General features: G+C 73.5%; 22 protein-coding genes and 1 pseudogene. 18 read left to right on the top strand and 5 right to left on the bottom strand.

Annotated elements, in window-relative coordinates; all coding sequences use genetic code 11:
* The 7 genes from LJ221_RS14245 to LJ221_RS14215 all read left to right on the top strand — a co-directional run.
* A partial coding sequence (locus tag LJ221_RS14245) for a DUF5941 domain-containing protein (protein ID WP_241716967.1) occupies window positions 1-1,525 on the top strand: 1,525 nt, incomplete at its 5' end.
* Window positions 1,522-2,268 (top strand): sugar phosphate nucleotidyltransferase, encoded by a 747-nt coding sequence (locus LJ221_RS14240; RefSeq protein ID WP_241716965.1) that lies wholly within the window; start codon window positions 1,522-1,524, stop codon window positions 2,266-2,268. The genes LJ221_RS14245 and LJ221_RS14240, both read left to right, overlap by 4 nt.
* Entirely contained in the window at window positions 2,256-3,317 is a 1,062-nt protein-coding gene (locus LJ221_RS14235) for an iron-containing alcohol dehydrogenase family protein (protein WP_241716962.1), read from the top strand. The genes LJ221_RS14240 and LJ221_RS14235 overlap by 13 nt, the downstream gene beginning before the upstream one ends.
* Complete coding sequence (locus LJ221_RS14230; protein WP_241716960.1) at window positions 3,295-4,080, top strand: CDP-alcohol phosphatidyltransferase family protein; 786 nt, start codon at window positions 3,295-3,297, stop codon at window positions 4,078-4,080. The genes LJ221_RS14235 and LJ221_RS14230 overlap by 23 nt, the downstream gene beginning before the upstream one ends.
* A 50-nt stretch (window positions 4,081-4,130) precedes the next feature.
* A complete protein-coding gene (locus LJ221_RS14225; protein WP_241716973.1) occupies window positions 4,131-5,003 on the top strand; it encodes a glycosyltransferase family 2 protein in 873 nt (290 codons plus the stop codon).
* 101 nt (window positions 5,004-5,104) lie between these two features.
* Window positions 5,105-6,052, top strand: coding sequence for an ABC transporter permease (locus LJ221_RS14220; protein WP_241716958.1), 948 nt, complete (start codon window positions 5,105-5,107; stop codon window positions 6,050-6,052).
* Entirely contained in the window at window positions 6,039-6,872 is an 834-nt protein-coding gene (locus LJ221_RS14215; RefSeq protein ID WP_241716956.1) for an ABC transporter ATP-binding protein, read from the top strand. Before LJ221_RS14220 ends, LJ221_RS14215 begins: the two co-directional genes overlap by 14 nt.
* Before the next feature lie 106 nt (window positions 6,873-6,978).
* Here LJ221_RS14215 and LJ221_RS14210 read toward each other — a convergent pair whose 3' ends face one another.
* Window positions 6,979-9,183: an MMPL family transporter gene (locus tag LJ221_RS14210; protein WP_241716954.1), complete on the bottom strand. Its 2,205-nt coding sequence runs from the start codon at window positions 9,181-9,183 to the stop codon at window positions 6,979-6,981.
* Window positions 9,184-9,293: 110 nt separating this feature from the next.
* Between LJ221_RS14210 and LJ221_RS14205 the strand changes: the two genes are divergently transcribed.
* The 5 genes from LJ221_RS14205 (at window position 9,294) to LJ221_RS14185 (ending at window position 14,748) form a co-directional block, all read left to right on the top strand.
* Complete coding sequence (locus LJ221_RS14205) at window positions 9,294-10,076, top strand: TetR/AcrR family transcriptional regulator (protein WP_241716953.1); 783 nt, start codon at window positions 9,294-9,296, stop codon at window positions 10,074-10,076.
* Window positions 10,077-10,285: 209 nt separating this feature from the next.
* Complete coding sequence (gene hpnC, locus LJ221_RS14200) at window positions 10,286-11,209, top strand: squalene synthase HpnC (protein ID WP_241716951.1); 924 nt, start codon at window positions 10,286-10,288, stop codon at window positions 11,207-11,209.
* Window positions 11,210-11,214: 5 nt separating this feature from the next.
* Window positions 11,215-12,186: a presqualene diphosphate synthase HpnD gene (gene hpnD, locus LJ221_RS14195; RefSeq protein ID WP_241716949.1), complete on the top strand. Its 972-nt coding sequence runs from the start codon at window positions 11,215-11,217 to the stop codon at window positions 12,184-12,186.
* Window positions 12,183-13,637 (top strand): hydroxysqualene dehydroxylase HpnE, encoded by a 1,455-nt coding sequence (gene hpnE, locus LJ221_RS14190; protein ID WP_241716947.1) that lies wholly within the window; start codon window positions 12,183-12,185, stop codon window positions 13,635-13,637. The genes hpnD and hpnE overlap by 4 nt, the downstream gene beginning before the upstream one ends.
* Before the next feature lie 28 nt (window positions 13,638-13,665).
* Window positions 13,666-14,748, top strand: coding sequence for a polyprenyl synthetase family protein (locus tag LJ221_RS14185; protein WP_374228449.1), 1,083 nt, complete (start codon window positions 13,666-13,668; stop codon window positions 14,746-14,748).
* A gap of 61 nt (window positions 14,749-14,809) precedes the next feature.
* Here the strand turns inward: LJ221_RS14185 and LJ221_RS14180 are convergent, their stop codons facing one another.
* The gene (locus LJ221_RS14180; protein ID WP_241716945.1) at window positions 14,810-15,604 is read right to left on the bottom strand and encodes a tyrosine-protein phosphatase; all 795 of its coding nucleotides are present in this window, start codon (window positions 15,602-15,604) and stop codon (window positions 14,810-14,812) included.
* A gap of 841 nt (window positions 15,605-16,445) precedes the next feature.
* On the opposite strand from LJ221_RS14180, the gene LJ221_RS14175 reads away from it, so the two are divergent.
* The 4 genes and pseudogenes from LJ221_RS14175 (at window position 16,446) to LJ221_RS14160 (ending at window position 18,426) form a co-directional block, all read left to right on the top strand.
* Window positions 16,446-16,865 (top strand): roadblock/LC7 domain-containing protein, encoded by a 420-nt coding sequence (locus LJ221_RS14175; RefSeq protein ID WP_241716943.1) that lies wholly within the window; start codon window positions 16,446-16,448, stop codon window positions 16,863-16,865.
* Window positions 16,866-16,925: 60 nt separating this feature from the next.
* A pseudogene (locus tag LJ221_RS14170) lies at window positions 16,926-17,395 on the top strand (alpha/beta hydrolase).
* 98 nt (window positions 17,396-17,493) lie between these two features.
* Window positions 17,494-17,955, top strand: coding sequence for a redox-sensitive transcriptional activator SoxR (soxR, locus tag LJ221_RS14165; RefSeq protein WP_241716941.1), 462 nt, complete (start codon window positions 17,494-17,496; stop codon window positions 17,953-17,955).
* Window positions 17,956-18,081: 126 nt separating this feature from the next.
* Window positions 18,082-18,426: a DUF3140 domain-containing protein gene (locus tag LJ221_RS14160; RefSeq protein ID WP_241716939.1), complete on the top strand. Its 345-nt coding sequence runs from the start codon at window positions 18,082-18,084 to the stop codon at window positions 18,424-18,426.
* Between the two features lie 51 nt (window positions 18,427-18,477).
* On the opposite strand, the gene LJ221_RS14155 is transcribed toward LJ221_RS14160, so the two are convergent.
* Together LJ221_RS14155 and LJ221_RS14150 are read right to left on the bottom strand one after the other, a co-directional pair.
* Window positions 18,478-20,676, bottom strand: a complete 2,199-nt coding sequence (locus LJ221_RS14155) for a putative bifunctional diguanylate cyclase/phosphodiesterase (RefSeq protein WP_374228448.1) — start codon at window positions 20,674-20,676, stop codon at window positions 18,478-18,480.
* Complete coding sequence (locus LJ221_RS14150; RefSeq protein ID WP_241716937.1) at window positions 20,673-21,488, bottom strand: SAM-dependent methyltransferase; 816 nt, start codon at window positions 21,486-21,488, stop codon at window positions 20,673-20,675. The genes LJ221_RS14155 and LJ221_RS14150 overlap by 4 nt, the downstream gene beginning before the upstream one ends.
* Window positions 21,489-21,681: 193 nt before the next feature.
* On the opposite strand from LJ221_RS14150, the gene LJ221_RS14145 reads away from it, so the two are divergent.
* Window positions 21,682-22,032 carry a hypothetical protein gene (locus tag LJ221_RS14145; RefSeq protein ID WP_241716935.1) on the top strand — a complete coding sequence of 117 codons (351 nt, stop codon included), beginning with the start codon at window positions 21,682-21,684 and terminating at the stop codon, window positions 22,030-22,032.
* An 81-nt stretch (window positions 22,033-22,113) separates the two neighbouring features.
* On the opposite strand, the gene LJ221_RS14140 is transcribed toward LJ221_RS14145, so the two are convergent.
* Window positions 22,114-22,548, bottom strand: a complete 435-nt coding sequence (locus LJ221_RS14140; protein ID WP_241716932.1) for a DUF2267 domain-containing protein — start codon at window positions 22,546-22,548, stop codon at window positions 22,114-22,116.
* 167 nt (window positions 22,549-22,715) lie between these two features.
* On the opposite strand from LJ221_RS14140, the gene LJ221_RS14135 reads away from it, so the two are divergent.
* Window positions 22,716-23,114: a ChaB family protein gene (locus LJ221_RS14135; protein ID WP_241716931.1), complete on the top strand. Its 399-nt coding sequence runs from the start codon at window positions 22,716-22,718 to the stop codon at window positions 23,112-23,114.
* Window positions 23,115-23,209: the final 95 nt, after the last annotated feature.

Genomic DNA, 23,209 nt, shown 5'->3' with positions numbered 1-23,209 from the left:
GCCCGACCGGGTGGCCGCGGCCCTGGAGGAGGACCCCGGGGTGCCGGCCGTGCACCGGCCCGAGCTGGGCGTCCTCGTCGCCGCCGTGCCCGCCGACGGCGCGGAGCGCGCCGAGGCCGAGCGGGCCGTGGCGGCGGTCGACGAGGAGCGGGTGCGGCTGCGCTCGGCGGTGAAGTCACGCGACGGTTTCTTCACCACCTTCTTCGTCAGCCCCTACTCCCGCCATCTCGCCCGCTGGTGTGCCCGGCGCGGACTGACCCCCAACCAGGTGACCACCGCCTCGCTGCTCACCGCGCTGGTCGCCGCCGCGTGCGCGGCCACCGGCACCCGCGGCGGCTTCGCCGCGGCCGGGGCGCTGCTGATCGCCTCGTTCGTACTGGACTGCGCCGACGGTCAGCTTGCCCGCTACGCGCTGAAGTACTCCACGCTCGGCGCCTGGCTGGACGCCACCTTCGACCGGGCCAAGGAGTACGCCTACTACGCGGGTCTGGCCCTGGGCGCGGCCCGTGGCGGCGACGACGTGTGGGCCCTGGCGCTGGGCGCGATGGTGCTCCAGACCTGCCGCCACGTGGTGGACTTCTCCTTCAACGAGGCCGACCACCACAGCGGGGACGGCGGCCGGGAACGCGCCGGAGGGCCCGCGGCCGGGAGCGCCAACCCCGCCGCCGCCCTGTCGGGGAGACTCGACCGGGTCGGCTGGACGGTGTGGGCCCGCCGCATGATCGTGCTGCCCATCGGCGAACGCTGGGCGCTTGTCGCCGTCCTCACCGCGCTCACCACCCCCCGCACCACCTTCATCGTCCTGCTGGCCGGGTGTGCGTTCGCCGCCTGCTACACCACCGCCGGACGGGTGTTGCGCTCCCTGGCCCGGAAGGGTGTGCGCACCGGCCGCGCCGCGCGGGCCCTGGCCGACCTGGCCGACTCCGGACCACTGGCCGAGGGCGTGGCCCGGGCCGCCGCGTCCCTGACACGCTCGGCGCGGCCGTCCGCGTTCGCCGCCCCGGTCCTCGCACTGCTCGGCTCGGCCGTCCTGGTGGCCGCCGCGCTGCGCGCCCCGGCCGGCCCCTGGCTGCCGGCCGCCGCGCTCGGTTACGCGTTCCTGGCCGGGCTGGCCGTCGCCCGCCCGCTGACGGGCGCGCTGGACTGGCTGGTGCCGCCCCTCTTCCGCGCGGCGGAGTACACCACGATCCTGGCGCTGGCCGTCCGGTCGGACGCGGAAGGGGCCCTGCCCGCCGCGTTCGGGCTGGTCGCGGCGGTCGCCTACCATCACTACGACACGGTGTACCGCATCCGCGGCGGTACCGGCGCCCCCCCGCACAGGCTGGTGCGGGCGATCGGCGGGCACGAGGGACGCGCGGTGGCGGTCACGGCCGCCGCGGTCCTCTGGGCCGCCGGGCAGGGCTTCACGATCGCGCTCACGGTCCTGGCCGGGGCCCTGGCGCTCACGGTGCTCACCGAGAGCGTCCGTTTCTGGGTGTCCTCACACGCACCCGCCGTACACGACGAAACAGGAGAACCCGCATGATCGGCCTCGTGCTGGCCGCCGGCGCCGGACGGCGTCTGCGTCCCTACACCGACACCCTCCCCAAGGCTCTGGTGCCGGTGGACCCGGCGGGCGAGGGCACCACCACCGTGCTGGACCTCACCCTCGGCAACTTCCGCGAGGTCGGCCTCACCGACGCCGCCGTGGTCGTGGGCTACCGCAAGGAGGCCGTCCACGAGCGCAGGGCCGCCCTGGAGAAGAAGTACGGCGTCAAGCTCCACCTGGTGGACAACGACAAGGCCGAGGAGTGGAACAACGCCTACTCCCTGTGGTGCGCCCGCGACGTCATCAAGGAGGGCGTGATCCTGGCCAACGGCGACACCGTCCACCCGGTCTCCGTCGAGCAGACCCTGCTTCAGGCCCGCGGCGGGGGGCAGATCATCCTCGCCCTCGACACGGTCAAGAAGCTGGCCGACGAGGAGATGAAGGTCGTCACCGAGCCCGGCAGGGGCGTGCGCCGCATCACCAAGCTGATGGACCCGGCCGACGCCACCGGCGAGTACATCGGCGTGACCCTCATCGAGGGTGACGCCGCCGCCGACCTGGCCGACGCGCTGAAGGCCACCTACGAGCGCGACCCGCAGCTGTACTACGAGGACGGCTACCAGGAGATGGTCGACCGCGGCCTCACCATCGACACCGCCGCCATCGGCGACGTGAAGTGGGTCGAGATCGACAACCACGACGACCTGAAGAAGGCGCGGGAGATCGCGTGCCAGTACTGACCCGGCTCATCCCGTCGCCGGTCGTCGTCGACATCAGGCCCGGTGCGCTGGACGACCTGGCCGGCCTCCTGGTCGACCAGCGCATCTCGGCCTCCGGCAAGCTCGCCATCGCCGTCAGCGGCGGTTCGGGCGCGGCCCTGCGCGAGCGGTTCGCGCCCGCCCTGCCGGGCGCCGACTGGTACGAGGTCGGCGGCGGGACGCTGGACGAGGCGATCAAGCTGGCCGACGCGATGAAGTCCGGCCACTACGACGCGGTCGTCGGCATGGGCGGCGGCAAGATCATCGACTGCGCCAAGTTCGCCGCGGCGCGCATCGGCCTGCCGCTGGTCGCCGTCGCCACCAACCTCAGCCACGACGGCCTGTGCTCCCCGGTCGCCACGCTCGACAACGACGCCGGCCGCGGCTCGTACGGCGTGCCGAACCCGATCGCGATCGTGATCGACCTCGACGTCATCCGCGAGGCCCCGATCCGCTTCGTGCGCTCGGGGGTCGGCGACGTGATCTCCAACATCTCCGCCGTCGCCGACTGGGAGCTCTCCCACAAGATCACCGGCGAGTCGATCGACGGCCTGGCCGCCGCCATGGCCCGCCAGGCCGGCGAGGCGGTGCTGCGCCACCCGGGAGGCTGCGGCGACGACGAGTTCCTCACCGTCCTGGCCGAGGGGCTGGTGCTCACCGGCATCTCCATGTCGGTCGCCGGCGACAGCCGCCCCGCCTCCGGCGCCTGCCACGAGATCAACCACGCCTTCGACCTGCTCTACCCCAGGCGCGCCGCCGCGCACGGCGAGCAGTGCGGGCTCGGCGCCGCCTTCGCGATGCACCTGCGCGGGGCGGAGGAGCAGACGGCGCTGATCGTCGACGTGCTGCGCCGCCACGGTCTGCCCGTGCTGCCCGGCGAGATCGGCTTCGACGAGGACGAGTTCGTGAAGGCCGTCGAGTACGCGCCGCAGACCCGGCCCGGGCGCTACACGATCATCGAGCACCTGGGCCTGTCCACCGACCAGATCAGGGACGCGTACGCCGACTATGTCAAAGCCGTCAGTAGCTGAACTCCGCCCGGTCGTCCACCCCGCCGGGGTGAAGGACCGGCGCAGCGGTGAGCACTGGGCCGGACGCCTGTACATGCGGGAGATCTCGCTGCGCTGGACCCGGCATCTGGTGAATACCCGGATAACGCCCAACCAGCTCACCCATCTGATGGTGGTCGCCGGTGTGGCGGCCGGCGCCGTGCTGCTGGTGCCGGGCCCGACAGGGGCCGTCCTGGCCGCCCTGCTGATCCAGTTCTACCTGCTGCTGGACTGCGTGGACGGCGAGGTCGCCCGCTGGCGGAAGCAGACCTCCATCACCGGCGTCTACCTCGACCGGGTGGGCCACTACCTGGCCGAGGCGGCGCTGCTGGTCGGCTTCGGGGTGCGGGCCGCGGACGTCTTCCGCACCGAGGGGGCCTCCGCGAACTGGCTGTGGGCCTTCCTGGGCACCGTGGCCGCGCTGGGCGCGATCCTGATCAAGGCCGAGACCGACCTGGTGGACGTGGCCCGCTCCCGCAGCGGCCTGCCCGCCGTGGAGGACGAGGCGGCCGTGCCCCGCTCCTCGGGGCTGGCGCTGGCCCGCCGGGCGGCCGCGGCGCTGAGGTTCCACCGGCTGGTCGGCGGCGTCGAGGCGTCCCTGGTGATCCTGGCGGTGGCGGTGGCGGACGCGGTGCACGGCGGCCTGTTCTTCACCCGGCTGGGCGTCGCCGTCCTGGCGGCCATCGCGGTCCTGCAGACGCTGCTGCACCTGGTGTCCATCCTGGCGTCGAGCCGACTGCGGTGAAGGCGGTGAACGACATGACCGAGGGCGTGGAGCCCTCCTCCGGCGGGTCTGTGACACTGGGCGCGGTCGTCCTCACCATGGGCAACCGCCCCGAGGAGCTGCGCGCCCTGCTGGACTCGGTCGCCAAGCAGGAGGGCGACCCGGTCCAGGTGGTGGTCGTCGGCAACGGCGCCCCGCTGCCGGAGCTCCCGCAGGGGGTGCGGACGGTGGAGCTGCCGGAGAACCTGGGCATCCCCGGTGGCCGCAACGTCGGCATCGAGGCGTTCGGGCCCGGCGGGAGCGAGGTGGACGCGCTGCTCTTCCTCGACGACGACGGGCTGCTGCCGAACACCGACACCGCCGAACTGGTCCGGCGGGCGTTCGCGGCCGACCCGGAGCTGGGCATCATCGGCTTCCGCATCGCCGACCCGGACACCGGGGCCACCCAGCGCCGCCACGTACCGCGGCTGCGCGCCTCGGACCCGATGCGCTCCTCACGCGTGACCACCTTCCTCGGCGGCGCCAACGCCGTGCGCACGGCGGTCTTCCGGCAGGTCGGCGGACTGCCGGACGAGTTCTTCTACGCGCATGAGGAGACCGACCTGGCCTGGCGGGCGCTGGACGCGGGATGGGTGATCGACTACCGCGCGGACATGGTGCTCCACCATCCCACCACTCTCCCCAGCCGCCACGCGGTCTACCACCGCATGGTCGCCCGCAACCGTGTGTGGCTGGCCCGGCGCAACCTGCCGCTGCCGCTGATCCCCCTCTACCTGGGCGTATGGCTGCTGCTGACCCTCGCACGGCGTCCCTCGCGCCCCGCGCTGCGCGCCTGGCTGGGTGGTTTCCGGGAGGGCTGGACGACCCCGTGCGGACCCCGCCGTCCCATGAAGTGGCGTACGGTGTGGCGTCTGACCCGGCTGGGCCGCCCTCCCGTCATCTGACAAGCTCTGTCTGAGAGCATCGGGTCCGGTGACGACAGGGCCGGGCTTCCGCTGTACTCATTCCCATCCCGGCTGCGCACTGTGAGGACGAAAGTTTCAACGTGAGCGACACAACGCACGGCGGTGCGATCGCGACGAGCGAGCCCCCGCGTTCACCAGACGACGGCCTGTCCCCGGCCGAACTCGCCGCCAAGTACGGCCTGACGGTGAGCGGCGCCCGGCCCTCCCTGACGGAGTACGTCCGGCAGCTGTGGGCGCGCAGGCACTTCATCCTCGCCTTCTCCAGGGCGAAACTCACGGCCCAGTACAGCCAGGCCAAGCTGGGCCAGCTGTGGCAGGTGGCCACACCACTGCTGAACGCGGCGGTGTACTTCTTCGTCTTCGGCATCCTGCTGGGCGGCCGCGAGGGGGTGCCCGGTGGCAAGGGGAACTACGTACCCTTCCTGGTCACGGGCGTCTTCGTCTTCACCTTCACCCAGACCTCGGTGATGTCGGGGGTCCGGTCCATCTCCGGCAACCTCGGTCTGGTGCGGGCCCTGCACTTCCCGAGGGCCTCGCTGCCCATCTCCTTCTCACTGCAGCAGCTCCAGCAACTGCTCTACTCGATGATCGTCCTGGGGGCCATCCTCCTCGGCTTCCGGCACTTCCCGGGCTGGTCGTGGCTGCTGGTGGTGCCGATCCTGGCCCTGCAGCTGGTCTTCAACACGGGTCTGGCGATGATCATGGCCCGGCTGGGGAGCAAGACCCCGGACCTGGCCCAGCTGATGCCCTTCGTGATGCGCACCTGGATGTACGCGTCCGGTGTGATGTTCTCCCTGGAGTACATGCTCAGGGAGCGCACCAGCGCTCCGGAGTGGATGATCGTCGCGGCCCAGGCCAACCCCGCGGCCGTCTACATGGACCTCATGCGCTTCGCGCTCATCGACGGCTACACCCTCGCCGACCTCCCGCCGTACGCCTGGGCGCTGGCCGCGGGCTGGGCCGTGGTGATCGGCTTCGGTGGATTCGTGTACTTCTGGAAGGCGGAGGAGCGTTATGGCCGTGGCTGAGAAGAGCGCAGCCGCCGCGTCGGCGGACAAGGGGGCGAAGGACGCGGAGGCCGTCTCCGCCGGGCGCCGGCCCACCGTCATCGCCGACGGACTGCACATCGTCTACCGCGTCAACGGCGGCGCCCGGGGCCGGGGCAGCGCCACCGCGGCCCTCAACCGGATCGTCCGCCGCAAGGCGTCCGCCGGGATGCGCGAGGTGCACGCGGTCAAGGGCGTCAGCTTCACCGCCTACCGCGGCGAGGCCATCGGCCTGATCGGCTCCAACGGCTCGGGCAAGTCCACGCTGCTGCGTGCCGTCGCGGGCCTGTTGCCGGCCGAGCGCGGCAGGGTCTACACCGACGGCCAGCCCTCGCTGCTGGGGGTCAACGCCGCGCTGATGAACGACCTGACCGGCGAGCGCAACGTCATACTGGGCGGACTGGCGATGGGCATGTCCAAGGACCAGATCCAGGAGCGCTACCAGGGCATCGTCGACTTCTCCGGCGTCAATGAGAAGGGCGACTTCATCAGTCTGCCGATGCGGACCTACTCCTCCGGCATGGCGGCCCGGCTGCGGTTCTCCATCGCCGCGGCCAAGGACCACGACGTGCTCATGATCGACGAGGCGCTGGCGACGGGCGACAAGAAGTTCCAGAAGCGCTCCGAGGCCCGGATCCGCGAGCTGCGCGAGGAGGCCGGGACGGTCTTCCTGGTCAGCCACAACAACAAGTCCATCCGGGACACCTGCGACCGGGTGCTGTGGCTGGAGAGTGGTGAGCTGCGCATGGACGGCCCGACCGAGGACGTGATGAAGGCGTACGAGGAGTTCACCCGCAAGTAGCCATCCGTGCCGCCGCCCGGAAGCGGACCGGCCCCGCCCCCGGAACCCGAGAAGAAGGGTCAGGGGCGGGGCCGGTCCGCTTCCGGGCGGTCCGCCGGAGGCCGGGTCAGACCCCGGCCGGCTCGCGCGTCGGCTCGGCGGGGGCCTTCGGGGGAGCGGCGTCCTCGGACAGTCCCACCCGGCCGTGCAGCCGGCGCAGTGCCTTCGGGGCGTACCAGGCACCGCGGCCCAGCAGCCGCATCGCGGCCGGGACGAGTATGCCGCGCACCGCGACCGCGTCGATCAGGATGGCCAGCCCGCTGCCGAGGCCGAACATCTGCATGAAGCTGATCTCGCTGGTGGTGAAGGCGAACAGGCTCACCGCCAGCAGGCCGGCGGCCATGGTGACGATCCGCCCGGTGCGCGACAGTCCCCGGGTGACGGCGGTGGAGGTGTCCTCGCCCGCGTCGTGCAGCTCCTTGATCCGGCTGGTGACGAAGACCTCGTAGTCCATCGACAGACCGAAGACGATGCAGAACAGCAGCACGGTCATCGAGGTGTTCATCGGCATCGGGGTGAAGCCCAGCACCGAGGACAGATTGCCCTCCTGGAAGATCCACACCATCGCGCCGATCGCCGCGGCGAGGCTGATGGTGTTGAGCACCAGCGCGCGCAGCGGCTGTACCACACTTCCGGTGAACAGGAACAGCAGGGCGAAGGTGGTCAGCGCGACCCAGGTGATCGCGGCGGGCAGCCGGTCCCCGATGGCGGCCTTGGTGTCCACCAGATAGGCGTCCGGGCCGCCGACCAGGGCCTCCACACCGCCTGGGGCCTGCACCGCGCGGATGTCGCGCACCAGGTCCTCGGCCTCGCCGGACCCGGACTCCACCTCGGTGGTGGCGGTCAGCCGCTGGGCGTCGTCCCGGCCGAGCGCGGCGCCCAGCGGGCCGGGCGGGGCGGCCTCGCCGTCCTGGTAGGTGCCGGACGACGCCTGGACGCGGGCGACGCCGTCGACGCGGGAGAGGGCGGTGGCGTAGGCGTCCAGATCGGCGGTGTCCACCGGGCCGGTGGTGACGATCTGGACCGCGGAGGTGTTGTCGTCGCCGAAGTCCTCGTCGATGGCGGTTGCCACCTGGCGGCTGGGCGCGTCCTCCGGCAGCACCCGCTCGTCGGGGTTGCCGAAGGACACGCCCAGCAGCGGGCTCGCGGCGAGCAGCAGCACGGCCAGGACCGGCAGCGCGGTGAGCGCGGGGCGGCGCATCACCACCGAGGCCAGGCGGCCCCACACCGGGGCGTCGGGCCGGCGTACGGCGTCCGCCCAGGGCATGCGTCCGCTGTTGACGCGGTGGCCCAGCACCGCCAGCAGGGCGGGGACGACCACCAGCGCGCCGATCGCGGCGATGGCGACGACACCGATCCCGGCGTAGGCGAAGGAGCGCAGGAAGAAGGGCGGGAAGAGCAGCAGCGCGGCGAGCGCGGCGACGACGGTGGCGGCGGAGAAGGCGATGGTGCGGCCCGCGGTGGCCACGGTGGTGCGCAGCGCGTCGGGCACCTCGTCGCCCTCGGTCAGCCGTTCGCGGAAGCGGCTGACCAGCAGCAGGCCGTAGTCGATGCCGAGACCGAGGCCGAGGGCGGTGGTGAGGTTGATCGAGAAGACCGATACGTCGGTGATGCTGCCCAGCACGTACAGCTCGGCGAAGGTGCCCATGATCGCGATCAGGCCGATGGCCAGCGGCAGCAGCGCGGCCACGACGCTGCCGAAGGCGATCACCAGCAGGATCAGGGTGATGGGCACGGCGATCGCCAGGTCCTTGGAGATCTGGGAGGTGATGTCGCCGGCGACGGCCGCCTGGCCGCCGGCGCGCACGGTGACGGCGCCCCGGTCGCCGGACCACTTCTCGGAGAGTTCCTCGGCGCGGTCAAGGCGCTCGGTGCTGTCGCCCTCGATGTGGGCGAGGACCAGTGCCTGGTCGCCGTCGCGGGAGGTGAGCGCGGAGCCGCCGGCGTCCCAGTAGGAGACGACGCCCGACACGCCCGGTTCGTCCTTCAGTCCGGCGACGACCTCCTGTCCGGCCCGTTCGGCGGCGGGGGAGTCCAGGCGCCCGCCGTCGTCGGCCCGCACCAGCAGGACGAGGTTGGTCTCGCCGCCGAACTTCTCGTCGATCAGGGTCGCGGCGCGGCTGGAAGGAGCGTCGGGGTCCTCGAACCCGCCGCTCTGGAGTTTACCGAAGGCGCCGACGCCCACGGCCGCCATGGCCAGTACGGAGACGAGGGCGGTCAGCAGGACCGCCCGGGGACGGCGCAGTACCAGATCGGCGATCCACGACAGCATGGGTTCTTTCCCTCTCGTCACCTGGGTGCGTGCGCCGCAGGATGTTTACGGCGTTAACTTAGACTGTCGCAGAGGATGCTAACGCTGTCAACATCAGGCAGTATCGAACGATGCGGACCGAAGGAACCGGAAAGAGCGGCTACCACCACGGAGATCTGCGCAATGCGCTCATCGAGGCGGCGACGGACCTCGCGCGTGACGGAGGGCCCGAGGCCGTCGTGCTGCGCGCCGCCGCACGGCGGGTCGGAGTCTCGCCGACGGCCGCCTACCGCCACTTCACCGGCCAGGGCGACCTGCTGATGGCGGTCAAGGAGCAGGGGCAGCGCGGTCTCGCCGAGACGATGGAGCGGTCGGCCGCCGTCGGCGGCACGGAAGGCGGCACGGAAGGCGGCCCGGAGGACGGTGCGGACGGCGGTGTGGAAGGAGGCGGGGCGCGGAACGCCGGAGAGGCGGCCGAGGAGCGGGTCAAGGCGCTCGGCGCCGGCTACATCGAGTTCGCGCTGACCGAGCCCGGCCTGTTCCGCGCGGCCTTCTGCCGCCCCCCCGAGGCGGCCGACGGAAGCGGCGCCCCCGGCCCGCAGGAGGAGCCGTCCCACTGGATGTACCGCTCCTTCCGGCTGCTGGCCGAGGCTCTGGACGGGCTCGTCGCCACCGGACGGATGTCCGCCGAGCGGCGTTCCGGCGCCGAGATCACCGCCTGGGCGGCGGTGCACGGCCTGGCGGTCCTGCTGCTGGACGGCTCGCTGGGCCCGCTCTCGCCGGAGCGGCGCGACGCCCTTGCCGCCGGAGCCCTGGACACGGTCATCAGGGGCTTCACCGCACCGGAGGGACAACCCGCGACCCGCCCCGGCGGACCCGCGGCGAAGAGCGCCCCGGCGTACGACGTAAGCTGACCCGGTCCCGCCGGGCGGCTCAGCCGGCCGTCCGGCACCCGGTCGGCCGAGTACCGGGCCCGACCCGGGGGCCTGCCCGAAATATGATGTTCCACATCGCGGGCGGCGACCGGCGGCCATGGGCACGGACGGCCAGAGGGACGCCGACGCCCGGGTGCTGTCGGTCGGAGAGACGGAGAGGTGACGGCGATGACAGCGGGCGGCCCCCGGTGACCCCTGCGCGGGACGCGCGCAGCCGCGCAGTCCTGGACAAGGCGGCACGCGAGAACTTCCCCGTCGCTCCCCGCTTCCTGCCCCGCGCCTGGCGGGACGACCTGATGGCCGTGTACGGCTGTGTCCGCCTGCTGGACGACATCGGCGACGGCGACCTGCCGCCCGGCGGCGCCGACGCCGCGCTGCTGGGAGCCGATCCCGGCCGGGCCGGCGACCGCGACGCCCTGCTCGACGCCTTCGAGGCCGAGCTGCACCGCGTCTTCCGCACCGCCCGCGATCCGGGCGGCCCGGCCCGGGACGCCCCCCGCCACCCCCTGATGTACGCACTGGTGCCGACCGTGCGGCGCCACGCGCTGACTCCCGAGCCGTTCCTCGCCCTGCTCGAGGCCAACCGGCTGGACCAGAAGGTCCGCCGGTACGGCACCTGGGAGGAGCTGCTGGGCTACTGCGAGCTGTCCGCCAACCCCGTCGGACGGCTCGTCCTGGCCGTCACCGGCACCGCGACCCCCGAGCGCGTCCGCCGCTCCGACGCCGTCTGCACCGCGCTGCAGATCACCGAGCATCTCCAGGACGTCGCCGAGGACCTCGCGCTGCGCGGCCGGATCTACCTCCCCGCCGAGGACCTGGAGCGCTTCCGCGTCACCGAGGCCGACCTCGCCGCGCCCACCGCGAACGCCTCGGTGCGCGCCCTGGTCGCCTGGGAGGCACGGCGCGCACACGAACTGCTGAACGAAGGAGTCCCGCTGGTGGCCAGCGTTCCCGGCATACCGAAGATCCTCATCGCCGGATTCACCGGCGGCGGCCGGGCGGCCCTGCGCGCCCTGCGCTCCGCCCGGTACGACGTCCTGGGCGGCGCCCCGCGCCCGGGGAGGGCCGGCGTGCTGCGCGAGACCGCGGCTGTCCTGGGAGCGGCGAGGTGAGCCCGGTGGCGAGGAGGAGCGCGAACGCCGGGAGGGCCGCACGGCAGGCTCCGTTCCCCCCGCAGGTCTTCGCCGCCTACCGCTACTGCGAGGCCGTCACCGGAGAGCAGGCCCGCAACTTCGCCTACGGCATCCGGCTGCTGCCCACCGCGCGGCGCCGGGCGATGTCCGCCCTGTACGCCTTCTCGCGGCGCGTGGACGACATCGGCGACGGCCCGCTGGGGAAGGAGGCCAAACACGCCCGGCTGGAGGAGACCCGCGGCCTGCTCGACCTCGTCCGCGCCGGAAAGGTCCCCGACGACGCCACCGACCCGGTCGCCGTCGCCCTGGCCGACGCCGCGGACCGCTTCCCGATCCCGCTGGGCGGGCTCGACGAGCTGATCGACGGCGTCCTGATGGACGTCCGGGGCCGCGCCTACGAGACCTGGGACGAGCTGAGCGAGTACTGCCGCTGCGTCGCCGGCGCCATCGGGCGGCTCTCCCTGGGGGTCTTCGGCACCGTACCGGGTGCCCCGGGCGCCGACCGCGCCCCCCACTACGCCGACACCCTCGGCCTCGCCCTGCAGCTGACCAACATCCTGCGCGATGTGCGCGAGGACGCCGCGGAGGGCCGCACCTACCTGCCCCGCGAGGACCTGGCCGCGTTCGGCTGCGACGCCTCGCTGGACCGCCACGTGCCGCCCGCCGGCGCGGACTTCGCCGGACTGGTGCGCTTCGAGGTGGACCGTGCCCGCACGCTGTTCGCCGAAGGGCTGCGGCTGTTGCCGCTGCTGGACCGCCGTTCGGCCGCCTGCGTGGCGTCCATGGCGGGGATCTACCACCGGCTGCTGGCCCGTATCGCCCGCGACCCCCACGCCGTACTGCGCGGCCGGGTGTCCCTGCCCGCGCCCGAGAAGGCGTACGTCGCCCTGCGCGGCCTGTCCGGGCTCGACGCGCGGCTGGCCGCCCGCACGGCACCGGGAGGGAGTACGACGTGACCGGCGTACCCGACCCGCGCGCCGTCGTCGTCGGCGGAGGGCTGGCGGGCACCGTCGCCGCACTGCGCCTGGCCGACGCCGGGGTGGCGACCACCCTGGTGGAGAGCAGGACACGGCTGGGCGGACTCGCCTCCTCCTTCCGCCGCTCCGGCGCGGCCGGTGAGCTGACCGTCGACAACGGCCACCACGTCCACCTTCGCTGCTGCACCGCCTACCGCTGGTTCCTGGAGCGTATCGGCGCGAGCGCGCTGGCGCCCCTCCAGCCCCGCCTGGACATCCCCGTCCACGACGCCGCGCGCGGCACGAAGGGCCGGCTGCGGCGCACGGCCCTGCCCGCGCCGCTGCACCTGGGCCCCTCCCTGGCGCGCTACCCCCACCTCTCCCCGGCCGAGCGGCTGCGTGCGGGGCGGGCCGCACTGGCGCTCGGACGCCTGGGCAGAATCGACCCCGGTGACCCCGCCCTGGACTCCCAGGACTTCGGAAGCTGGCTGCGCCGCCACGGCCAGTCCCCCCGCGCGGTACGTGCGCTGTGGGATCTGGTGGGCGTCGCCACCCTCAACGCCCGCGCACCAGACGTCTCGCTCGGGCTGGCCGCGATGGTCCTCAGCACCGGCCTGCTCAGCGACCCCGGCGCGGCCGACATCGGCTGGTCCCGCGTCCCGTTGGGACACCTGCACGACACACTCGCCGCCGCCGTACTGGAGAGGGCGGGCGTGCGCGTGGTCCGGCAGGGCCGGGTCCGGGAGCTGACCCAGGAGCCGGACGGCGCCTGGCGGGTCGCGGTGGACACCGGCAAGCGGCGTTCGGCGGAGGGTGACCGGACCGGCCGGGCCGGGGAGACGCTGCGGGCCGGTACGGTCGTCCTGGCCGTCCCCCAGCGCGAGGCGCACCGGCTGCTGCCCGAGGGCGCCGTGGAGGAACCGGAGCGGCTGCTGCGTATCGGCGACGCGCCGATCCTCAACGTCCACGTGGTCTACGACCGCAGGGTGCTCCACGGTCCCTTCCTCGCCGCGCTCGGCACCCCCGTGCAGTGGGTCTTCGACCGCACCGCCGCCTCCGGGCTGCGCAACGCTCCGGGAGGGGCCGCGAGCCAGTACATCGCGGTGTCCCAGTCCGCCGCGCAGGACGAGATCGACCTGCCGGTCGCCGTGCTGCGCGAACGCTACCTTCCCGAACTGGCACGTTTGATGCCCGCCGCGCGCGGCGCGAAGGTGCGCGACTTCTTCGTCACACGGGAGCGCGCCGCCACCTTCGCCCCCGTACCCGGGGTCGGACGCCTGCGCCCCGCGGCCCGCACCGGTACGCCGGGGCTGTGGCTGGCCGGAGCGTGGACCGCCACCGGCTGGCCCGCGACGATGGAGGGCGCCGTACGCAGCGGGCTGACCGCTGCCCGGGAAGCGCTGGCCGCACTCGGCCGCCCGCACGACGACGTCTTCCAGGAGGCGGCGTGAGTATGACACCGAACGCAGAGGAGACCCCGTGACCCCGGCGACCCCGAGGCCCCTGACGGACACAGCCGTCGACACCGCGAGCGTCATCGAGCTGCTGGAGCGCGGCCGCACTCTCGCCACGCCGATGCTGCGCGCCGCCGTGGCGCGGCTCGCACCGCCGATGGACTCCGTCGCCGCCTACCACTTCGGCTGGACCGACGCCCAGGGCAACCCGGCCCGCGGTGACGGGGGCAAGGCGGTGCGCCCGGCGCTGGCCCTGCTGTCGGCCGAGGTCGCGGGCGTCGAGCCCGCCACCGGCGTCCCCGGGGCGGTGGCCGTGGAACTGGTCCACAACTTCTCCCTGCTCCACGACGACCTGATGGACGGCGACGAGCAGCGCCGCCACCGCGACACCGTGTGGAAGGTCCACGGCCCGGCGCAGGCCGTTCTCGTCGGCGACGCCCTGTTCGCGCTGGCGGGCGAGGTGCTGCTGGAACTGGACACCGCCGAGGCCGCGCGTGCCGCCCGCCGCCTGACCCTGGCCACCCGCAGGCTCATCGACGGGCAGGCGCAGGACATCTCCTACGAGCACCGGGAGAAGGTCACCGTCGCCGAGTGCCTGGAGATGGAGGGCAACAAGACCGGTGCGCTGCTGGCCTGCGCCACCTCCATCGGCGCGGTCCTCGGCGGGGCCGACGAGGCCACCGCCGACGCCCTCGAGGCGTACGGCGACCACCTGGGCCTGGCCTTCCAGGCCGTCGACGACCTGCTGGGCATCTGGGGCGATCCGGCGGCGACCGGAAAGCTGCCCTGGAGCGACCTGCGGCAGCGAAAGAAGTCCCTGCCGGTGGTCGCGGCCCTGGCCGCGGGCGGCCCGGCCGCCGACCGGCTCGGAGAACTGCTGGCCGCGGACGCCACCAAGAGCCAGCGGGAGTTCGAGGACTTCGACGAAGAGGAGTTCGCGACCCGCGCCGGGCTGATCGAGGAGGCCGGCGGCCGTGAGTGGACCTCCCAGGAGGCCCGCCGCCGGCATGCCACCGCCCTCGCCGCGCTGGACGGCGTGGACATGCCGGGCCGGGTGCGTGAGCAGTTCACCGCCCTCGCCGACTTCGTCGTCGTCCGCGAGGGCTGACCCGGCCCGCGGGAGCGGCGGGGCGGCCGGATCCGGCCCCGCCGCCACACGGCCCCGGCGGTCAGAGCTCCAGCAGACGGCCGCGCAGCCGCTCGCGCAGACCGGGGGTGAGCCCGAGCCCTTCGGAGAGATAGGGTTCCACCCCGCCCCAGGTGTGGGTGATGGTGTCGAACGCCGCGTGCAGATAGGCGGGGCGGACCTCGAAGAGGGGCGCGATCAGCTCTCTGACCTCGGGCGACATCCCGCCGCCCGCGTCGGGGGAGCGGTGGATCCGGTAGCGGCGGTGCGGGGCGTTGGACTCCAGGTAGTCCGACTCGATCGCGTCCCGCTCCACGTCCAGCGCCAGCAGTGTCACCGCGATCGACAGCCCGGCCCGGTCCTTGCCCGCCGCGCAGTGCATCAGGGCGGGCACGCTCTCCTCGGCCAGCTCCCGCAGCAGCCGGCCGTGCTCGGCGGTGCGCTGCCGGACCATCAGCCGGTACGAGGCCACCATCCGGGCCTCGGCCTGTCCGTCGCCGAGCAGGGAGCGCAGCAGTGGCAGGTCGCCCTCGCGTATCATCGTCCAGAACTCGGCGCCCTCGGCCGGGTCCGACAGAGGGATGTTCACGTTCCGCACGCCCGGCAGCTCCACGTCCGGGCCCTCCAGGGCCTGGTCGGCGGAGTTGCGGAAGTCGAAGACCGTGTGCAGGCCGAGCCGGGAGAGGAAGGCCGCGTCCTCCTCGGTGGCGTGCGCCAGGTGCCCGCTGCGGTAGAGCGTGCCCCGGCGCACCCGTCGGCCGTCGGCCGTCGGCAGACCACCGACGTCGCGGAAGTTGCGCACCCCCGTCAGCGTGGGCTCCACGGTTTCCGATGTCATGGACACTCCTTGCCCCGGCCTTCCTCCGGCCGTGCTCCGCTTTTCCTCCGGGCGTCCGGGGCGGCGGAGCCGGTACCCCACCCGCCGCACAGCCCCACGCCGGCCACTGCGACCCTACGGCATGGGGGCGGGGAAGGGATGGGCTCGCGCGAGGACGGGGCGGAAGTACGGAGGTCCGGCGGTGGAGGTGGGCGCGGGGACGCACCGTGATGGCGACGAGCGCTCCCGTGGTCTCGTCCGGCCTCGGCGACACCTGTGGTCCTCCGGTTCGGGAAACCGGCAGGCCGTGGACCGACATCGAATCGCGCGGCGGCGGCGCCTTCGTGTTCGCAGCCCCCTCCGGACCGGCGTACCACGGCCTCCCACGCCTCCGTCCGGGCACCGCGCGGCCCGGGACCGGACCGCGGGAACGGCCTGACGTGACGGTCCGGGCACGGTGACTCGCCCCTGGCGAACGGGAGTTATGATCGTGCCGTCCTTCCTCACGGGGCGCGGCGGCGCTTTCACTCGCCGGGGCCGCCGAGGGGGTGACCCACGTCGGCACACCCGCGTCCCCGCCGGATGACGGTCAGCGTCGCGGCCGCGCCACGAGAGCCGGTGAGCGCGTCGGCCCGCCGAGACGACCTCAATGTTTCGAGGACTGCGATGCCCGAGCCCCCGAGCCGCGCCGGCCGCCGCGGGCCCCGGGGACAGCGGAGGAGCCCGCGGCCGGGCACACTCCCGGCCTGATGGCCGCCTTCCGCCGGGGCGCCGGCCTCGCGGAGGGAACCGACGACAGCACCACCAGCCGGCCCGGTCAGTCCCGCGCACGGCTCTCACCCCCAAGGAGAAGAACGCGATCATGGTGAGCGATGCCCCCGTCGGCCGGACGACCGATCCGTCCTCGCTGCTGACCGGTCTCGTCCAGCGCGTCCCGCACACCCGCGGTGCCCTGCTGCTGTCCTCCGACGGCCTGGTGAAGGCCGCCCACGGCCTGGACACCGACACCGCCGACCACCTGGCGGCGCTGGCCTCGGGACTGTACTCGCTGGCCCGCAGCGCCGGTATCCGCTTCGGCGGCGGCGGAGGGGCACGGCAGGTGGTCGTCGAACTCGACACCGCGCTGCTGTTCGTCTCGACCGCTGGATCCGGCGTGTGCCTGGCCGTCCTCGCCGGGAGCGAGGCGGACGCGGCCGTCCTCGGAGACGAGATGGCGACGCTGGTCAAGAGCGTCCGCCCGTATCCGGCCGCACCGGCGCGGCAGCCGGCGGAAAGGTCCTAGACGCGAGCGGGGGTGGGGAAGGGGCCTTTCCGACCCGCCGACGCCGAGGGGCGGGACGACGTGACGCCGCGGGCGGACGCCACCCGGGCCCGGGACGGGCTGCCCGTCGCCACCCACACCTGGCTCCCCGCGGAGGGAAGCCCCCGCGCGCTGGTGCAGACAGGGCACGGCGCGGCCGAACACGACCTGCGCTACGACCGGTTCGCCCGTTTCCTGGTCGGGCACGGCTACGCGGTCGTCGCCCCCGACCACCGCGGCCACGGTGCCACCGCCGAACACACCGGCGGGTACGGCGTGGTGGGGAGAGCGGGTGGCGGGCCGTGGTGGAGGACCTGAGGGCGGTCGGCGACCAGGACCCCTGCTGCCAGGGCATGACGCTGGTGTACGAACTCCTGGAGGACTTCCGCTACCTGGGCCTGCGCGATCTGACCTGGCGGGCCTACGGGGGCGCCCGGCACGAGATCCTCAACGAGACCAACCGCGACGAGATCCAGGCGGACTTGCCGGCCGGGCTCGACGGTCACGTGTGAAGCGGGGCGGGGGCGGGTGTGTGCGGCGGTGTCGCGGTCGTCGTGCCAAGAGGCTGCAACCTTAAGGCGACTTGAGGTCAAGCGCTATGCTCGCCGTCATGACCGACCGAGACGGACGCCTCGCCATCGGGGAACTGGCCGCCCGCTCCGGGCTCGCGCCCTCCGCCCTGCGCTACTACGAGGAGATGGGTCTGATCCACTCCGAGCGGACCACGGGCAACCAGCGGCGCTACCCGCGCACCGCCCTGCGCCGGGTCGCCTTCGTGCGGGCCGCCCAGCGCGTCGGCCTGTCGCTGGAGGAGACCCGCGCCGCGCTGGGCCAGCTGCCCGTGGACCGGGCGCCCAGTGCCACCGAGTGGAACGCCGTGGCCCGTACCTGGCAGCGGCGGATCGACGCGCGGATCGGCGAGCTGGAACGGCTGAAGGAGCGGCTGACCGGGTGCATCGGCTGCGGCTGCCTCAGCCTGCGCAAGTGCGGCCTGTACAACCCGGACGACGTCGCGGGCTCGCAGGGCCCGGGCGCCCGCTACCTGGAGGGGGATCCCACGCCGGAGAACTGAGGCACGGCCGGTGCGTGGGTGCCGGTCCGGCGCGGCCCGGCGGCACGGCGGAACACGGGTTTTCCCGGGCCGGAGCGGGGCACTCGCGCGGCGTGAGAGATCCGGGAGGTCTACGGGAGGTTGACGATGGCCGACATCTCCGAGCTGGAGCCGGGCGCTCTGTGGGACGAGTTCCACGCCGTGGTGAACATGACGTCGAACGAACTGGAGGCGTGGCTCAGGACGAGCGTCGCCGGCGAGCGGACCGAGGAACTGCCCGAGCGGGCCGGGCCGGAGCGGGGACGGCAGGTGCTGGCGATCCTGCGCAAGCGCCGCACGGACCTCACCGACGAGGACATCGCGGTGATGCGCGAGGTCGTCGACACCGTCGGTGCCGAACGTGAGCGCGTACGCGTCGCCGAGGCCGTGCGGGACTCGGACTGGCGGCACCGGATGATGTCGTTGGGGCACGATCCCGTCAGGACGCCCTGACGGGCCGGGGCGCGCCCGCCCCCCGCGCGCCGGGCCCGCCCGCCCCGCCGGTCACTGCCCGGCGGCCAGCGGCAGCGCCCGCGACGACAGGCGCTCGGGCGGGCCGGGCCGGGCGTAGTACCAGCCCTGGGCCGAGTCGCAGCCCAGTTTCCGCAGCTGGTCGGCCTGGGCCGCCGTCTCCACGCCCTCGACGGTCACGGCCAGCTCCAGGGCGTGCGCCAGCGAGACGATGCCCTCGACGACCCTGAGGTCGACCGGGTCGGCCGGGTCCTGCTGGAGGCCCTGGGTGAAGGAGCGGTCCAGCTTCAGGGTGGACGCCGGCAGCCTGCGCAGACTGGCCAGGTTCGAGTAGCCGGTGCCGAAGTCGTCCAGGGCGATCCGCACCCCCAGGTCGGCGAGCCGGCGTAAAGGCTTCAGCTCCGCGTCGTCGGCGCGGATCAGGGCGCTCTCGGTGACCTCCAGACAGAGCGAGGCCGGGTCCAGCCCCGCCTCCTCCAGCACCGCCACGGTCTCGGCGACCAGCTCAGGATGGTGCAGCTGCCGCGGCGAGAGGTTGACGTTCACCCGCAACGGCCGGGAGCCCCCGATGCCGCGCACCTGCCACTCGCACGCCTGCCGCACCGCCTGCTCCAGCACCCAGCGGCCCAGCGGCACGATCAACCCGGTGTGCTCGGCCAGCGGGATGAAGCGGTCCGGGCCCAGCACCCCGTGGAGCGGATGTGCCCAGCGCACCAGGGCCTCGGCGCCCTCCACGCTGCCGTCCTCCATCCGCACCAGCGGCTGGTACTCGATGAAGAACTCCTCGCCCTCCAGTGCGGCGGGCAGATGGGTGGTCAGCATGTGGCGGCTGATGGTGCGGGCGTCGCAGTCGGGGTCGGCCAGTTCGTAGCGGTTGCCGCCCCCGGCCTTGGCCCGGTACATGGTGATGTCGGCGCTGCGCAGCACCTCCGCGGGCGTCAGCTCCCCGACCGGGCCCTCCACCACACCGATGCTGGCGCGCACCGGCAGCTCCCGCCCGGCCAGCGCGATCGGGCAGGACAGCGCGTCCAGCGCCCGCCGGGCCAGGTCGGTCACCTCCGAGCGCGAGGCGGGGTCGCTGACCAGGGCCACGAACTCGTCACCGCCGATCCGCGCGACCATGTGGCGCGGCGAGGCCACACAACCCTGCAGCCGCTCGGCCACGTTCACCAGCAGCCGGTCGCCGACCGAGTGGCCCAGGCTGTCGTTGACCGTCTTGAAGCCGTCCAGGTCCAGGTAGCACAGGCCGATCCGGGCGACGCCGGAGCAGGGGGAGAGGACGTGCTCCAGCCGCTCGAAGAACAGGGTGCGGTTGGGCAGGTCGGTCAGCGCGTCGTGGGTGGCCTCGTAGCGCAGCCGCAGGTTCAGCAGGCGCCGCTCGGTGATGTCCTCCATCAGCGCCAGCATGTAGCGCGGCTCGCCGTCGGGGCCGCGCAGCAGCGAGACGGTCAGATTGGTCCACAGCACGGTGCCGTCGCTGCGCGTGTACGGCTTCTCCACGCGGTAGTGGTCGCGCTCGCCGCGCACCAGCTCCTCGTGGAACCGCCAGACGCCCGGGGCGTCGTCGGGGTGGACCCAGTCGGAGACACGGCGGCTGCGCACGTGCTGCTCCGAGCCGCCGAACATCTTCGCCAGCGCGCTGTTGATGTCGAGGATCGTCCCGTCCATGTCGGCGATCCCGATGCCGACCGTGGCGCCCTCGAAGACCGCCCGGAAGCGGGTCTCGCTCTCGTGGAGGGCCTTCTCGGCGCTCTCCCGCGCCGCGAGCGCGGACCGGGCCAGCGCCTCCTGCTCGGAGCGGGTGCGCTCCTGCAGCGCGCGGGCGAACCCGGCGGAGACGGCGTGCTGGAGGCGGGCACAGCGGGCCCGCCCGTCCTCGGTCGGCAGTACCGCCGGGTCGCTGCAGTACAACAGCAGATAGGCGTCCACCACGCCGAGCACCTGCGGCAGCGCCTCCGGAGCGGTGCAGTGCGCCTCGACGAGCGCCGCCCCCACCCCGCGCCCCGGGGAGGGATCGAAGGGGCGGGCGTGCAGAGCCTCGCCGAGGGTCCGCGCCAGGGGGAGGAGGTACTCCTCGAACTCGGTGCGGGTCATGGAGGTGGCCGTGGCGGGGTAGACCGCGCGGCTCCAGATCCGGGCGAAGCGGCGGTATCCGTCGTGCGGGTCGCCCGGGGCCTCCGGTGCCAGGGGGCGTCCGGAGGCGGCGGGGGGCCCCTGCGGAGTGGGACTCACGCCTTGCGTCCCACTCCACCGAAGCCGGTGAAAACCACGGGGTCCTCCTGGTCCACCGGTCCGTCCGGGCGCCAGTTCGGCATGGAGACCAGACCGGGCTCGACCATCTCGAAGCCGTCGAAGAAGCGTTCCACCTCGGAGCGCGAACGCAGGATGAGAGGCGAGCCGATGTCGCGGTAGACGCCCTCCATATCGTCCCCCTGCTCCGGCCTGCGCGGGCCGCCCTCGACCGAGGCGTGGGTGAGGACGAGCAGGCTGCCGGGGGCGAGCGCGTCACGCAGTCCGGCCACCTTCGCCCACGGGTCGTCGCCGTCCTCCAGGAAGTGCAGCAGCGCCACCAGCAGCAGCGTCACCGGGCGTTCCAGGTCGAGCAGCCGGCCCACCTCGGGGCTGCCGAGGATGTCCTCGGGCTTGCGGAAGTCGGCGGCGACGACGCCGGTGCGCTCCTCCCGGCCCTCCAGCACGGCCCGGCTGTGGGCGACGGCGACGGGGTCGTTGTCCACGTAGACCACCTTCGCCCCCGGCGCGGCGGCCTGGGCGACCTCGTGGACGTTGCCGAAGGTCGGGATGCCCGAGCCGACGTCGAGGAACTGGGTGATGCCCTGCTGCGCGGCGAAGCGGACGGCCCGGCGCATGAACGCGCGGTTGGCCTGCATGATCTTCGGGAGCCCTGGGAAGACCTCGATGGCCCGCCGGGCGGCCTCCCGGTCGGCCTCGAAGTTGTGCGACCCGCCCAGGTAGTAGTCGTAGATACGGGAAACGCTCGGCACGGACAGGTCTATGTCCTGCGGAGCCCAGGCGGGACGCTCCATCAAAGTCTCCAACCGGTCGGTGAATATGACAGGGACTCCTGAGGCTACTGATCCCAGGCCGGCAGGTACACGGAACCGGAACCCCGGCGTTCCGGTCCCGGACCGCTACGTATAGCTTGCCCCGGTTCCTCCATCGGGATAATCGCGGCGGCCGCCGGGTTTTCCCACCCCCCGATCCGGACACCCGGAACGGATGAGTACCACCGATCACGACGAACTCCCGTTCCCCGACTACGATCACCTCTCCGCGGGCGAGCTGGAACACCGGATCCGGGCCCTGTCGCACGACGACCTGGAGCGGCTGCTCCACTACGAGCGCGAACACGCCGGCCGTGCCCACGTGATCGCGCTTCTGACGGCCCGTACGCGCCAGCTGGAGGAGGGCAGTCCGCGCTCCCCAGGCGGCGCCGAGCCGCCCTCGGGGCCGCGGGGCGAGCGCGGCGGATCCCCCGTCAGTCCGGCGACCTCGCCGGAGCCGTACAACCCGCCCCCGCACGGCACCCCCGACCAGCGGGCCAAGCCGGTGGGCAACCGCTTCCGGTAGAGGCCGCCCGCGGGCGAGGCCCCCCGGGCGCCTGTCCCCGCCCCCGGGGGGCTCCGGCCCCGTCCGGAGCGGCCGGGGCCTTCAGTACTCCTCGGCGCGGGTGGACGGCAGCAGCTCGCGGATGTCCGGCGGCAGGACGTGGCCCACCTTGGTCATCAGCTCGGGCGAGACCGCCGCGTCCAGCACCTCCAGCACCGCCGTGGCCTCCCGCACCGCGGTGTCCTCCGTGGCGCGGGACCGCCAGGCCACCCGCCCGGCGAAGGTGGTCAGGTCGAACGGTTCGCCGTGGGTGCGGGCGTCGGCCCGCCGCCGTGGCGAGGCCGCGTGTCCGGCCACCACCCGGCGCAGCGACTCCGCGGCCTCCCCGGGCAGCTGGGCGGCCAGATGATCGGCCACCCCGTCCGGTATCCGCTCCGCCAGCGTCTCCAGCGTGGCCCGCAGGGCCCGCTCGGCCGTCTGCCGGTCCGGAAGGTCCGCGTGCGCCTGCACCTGGCCGGTGAGCTCCTCGTACCGCATGGTCGGCACTCCTCTCGTCGTCTCGTCGTCTCGTCGGGATCTGGCCGGGAACCTGCCGCGGCCCCCCCTGGAAGCGGGTGACCCTGCCGGTGCGCATCGACACCTGCCGTTTCCGTGACCGGTGGCCGGGAACCCGTAACGGCCCCGACCGATCGGAGGTGAGGAACGTGCCCGCACGGAAGGAGCTCCCGTCGACCCTGGAGCGCTCCCCCCGGGAGGCGCGGCGCACCTGGATCAAGGCCCACGACTCCGCCGTGGAGGAGTACGGAGAGGGTCGGCGCGCACACCAGACCGCCTACAGCGCCCTGAAACACAAGTTCGAGAAGGTGGGCGACCACTGGGAGCGCAAGGAGGGCGGCCGCAGGGGACCCTCCGACCAGCGTGCCGCCCGCCCGCGCGGCAGGGGCGGACGCAGCGGCGAGGGTGTGGACGAGAACGCCGGCAAGGAGCACCTGTACTCCATCGCGCAGCGGCTGGACATAGGCGGACGCTCCCGGATGACCAAGGACGAGCTGCTGCGGGCCATCCGCGAGGCCAACCGCTCCGAGACCCGCCGGGCCCGCTGACGCCGCACCGGCACCGCGCGGTGTCCGTTCCCACGGCCCCCGTGCGGACGGCGCGTCCCTCCGCCGGCCTCAGCCGACGTAGCGGCGGGCGGCGG

This window comes from Streptomyces sp. CNQ085 (assembly GCF_022614595.1).
Taxonomy (GTDB): domain Bacteria; phylum Actinomycetota; class Actinomycetes; order Streptomycetales; family Streptomycetaceae; genus Streptomyces.
Note: the sequence above shows the minus strand (reverse complement) of the source record. Positions and strands in the feature narration are given on the sequence as shown.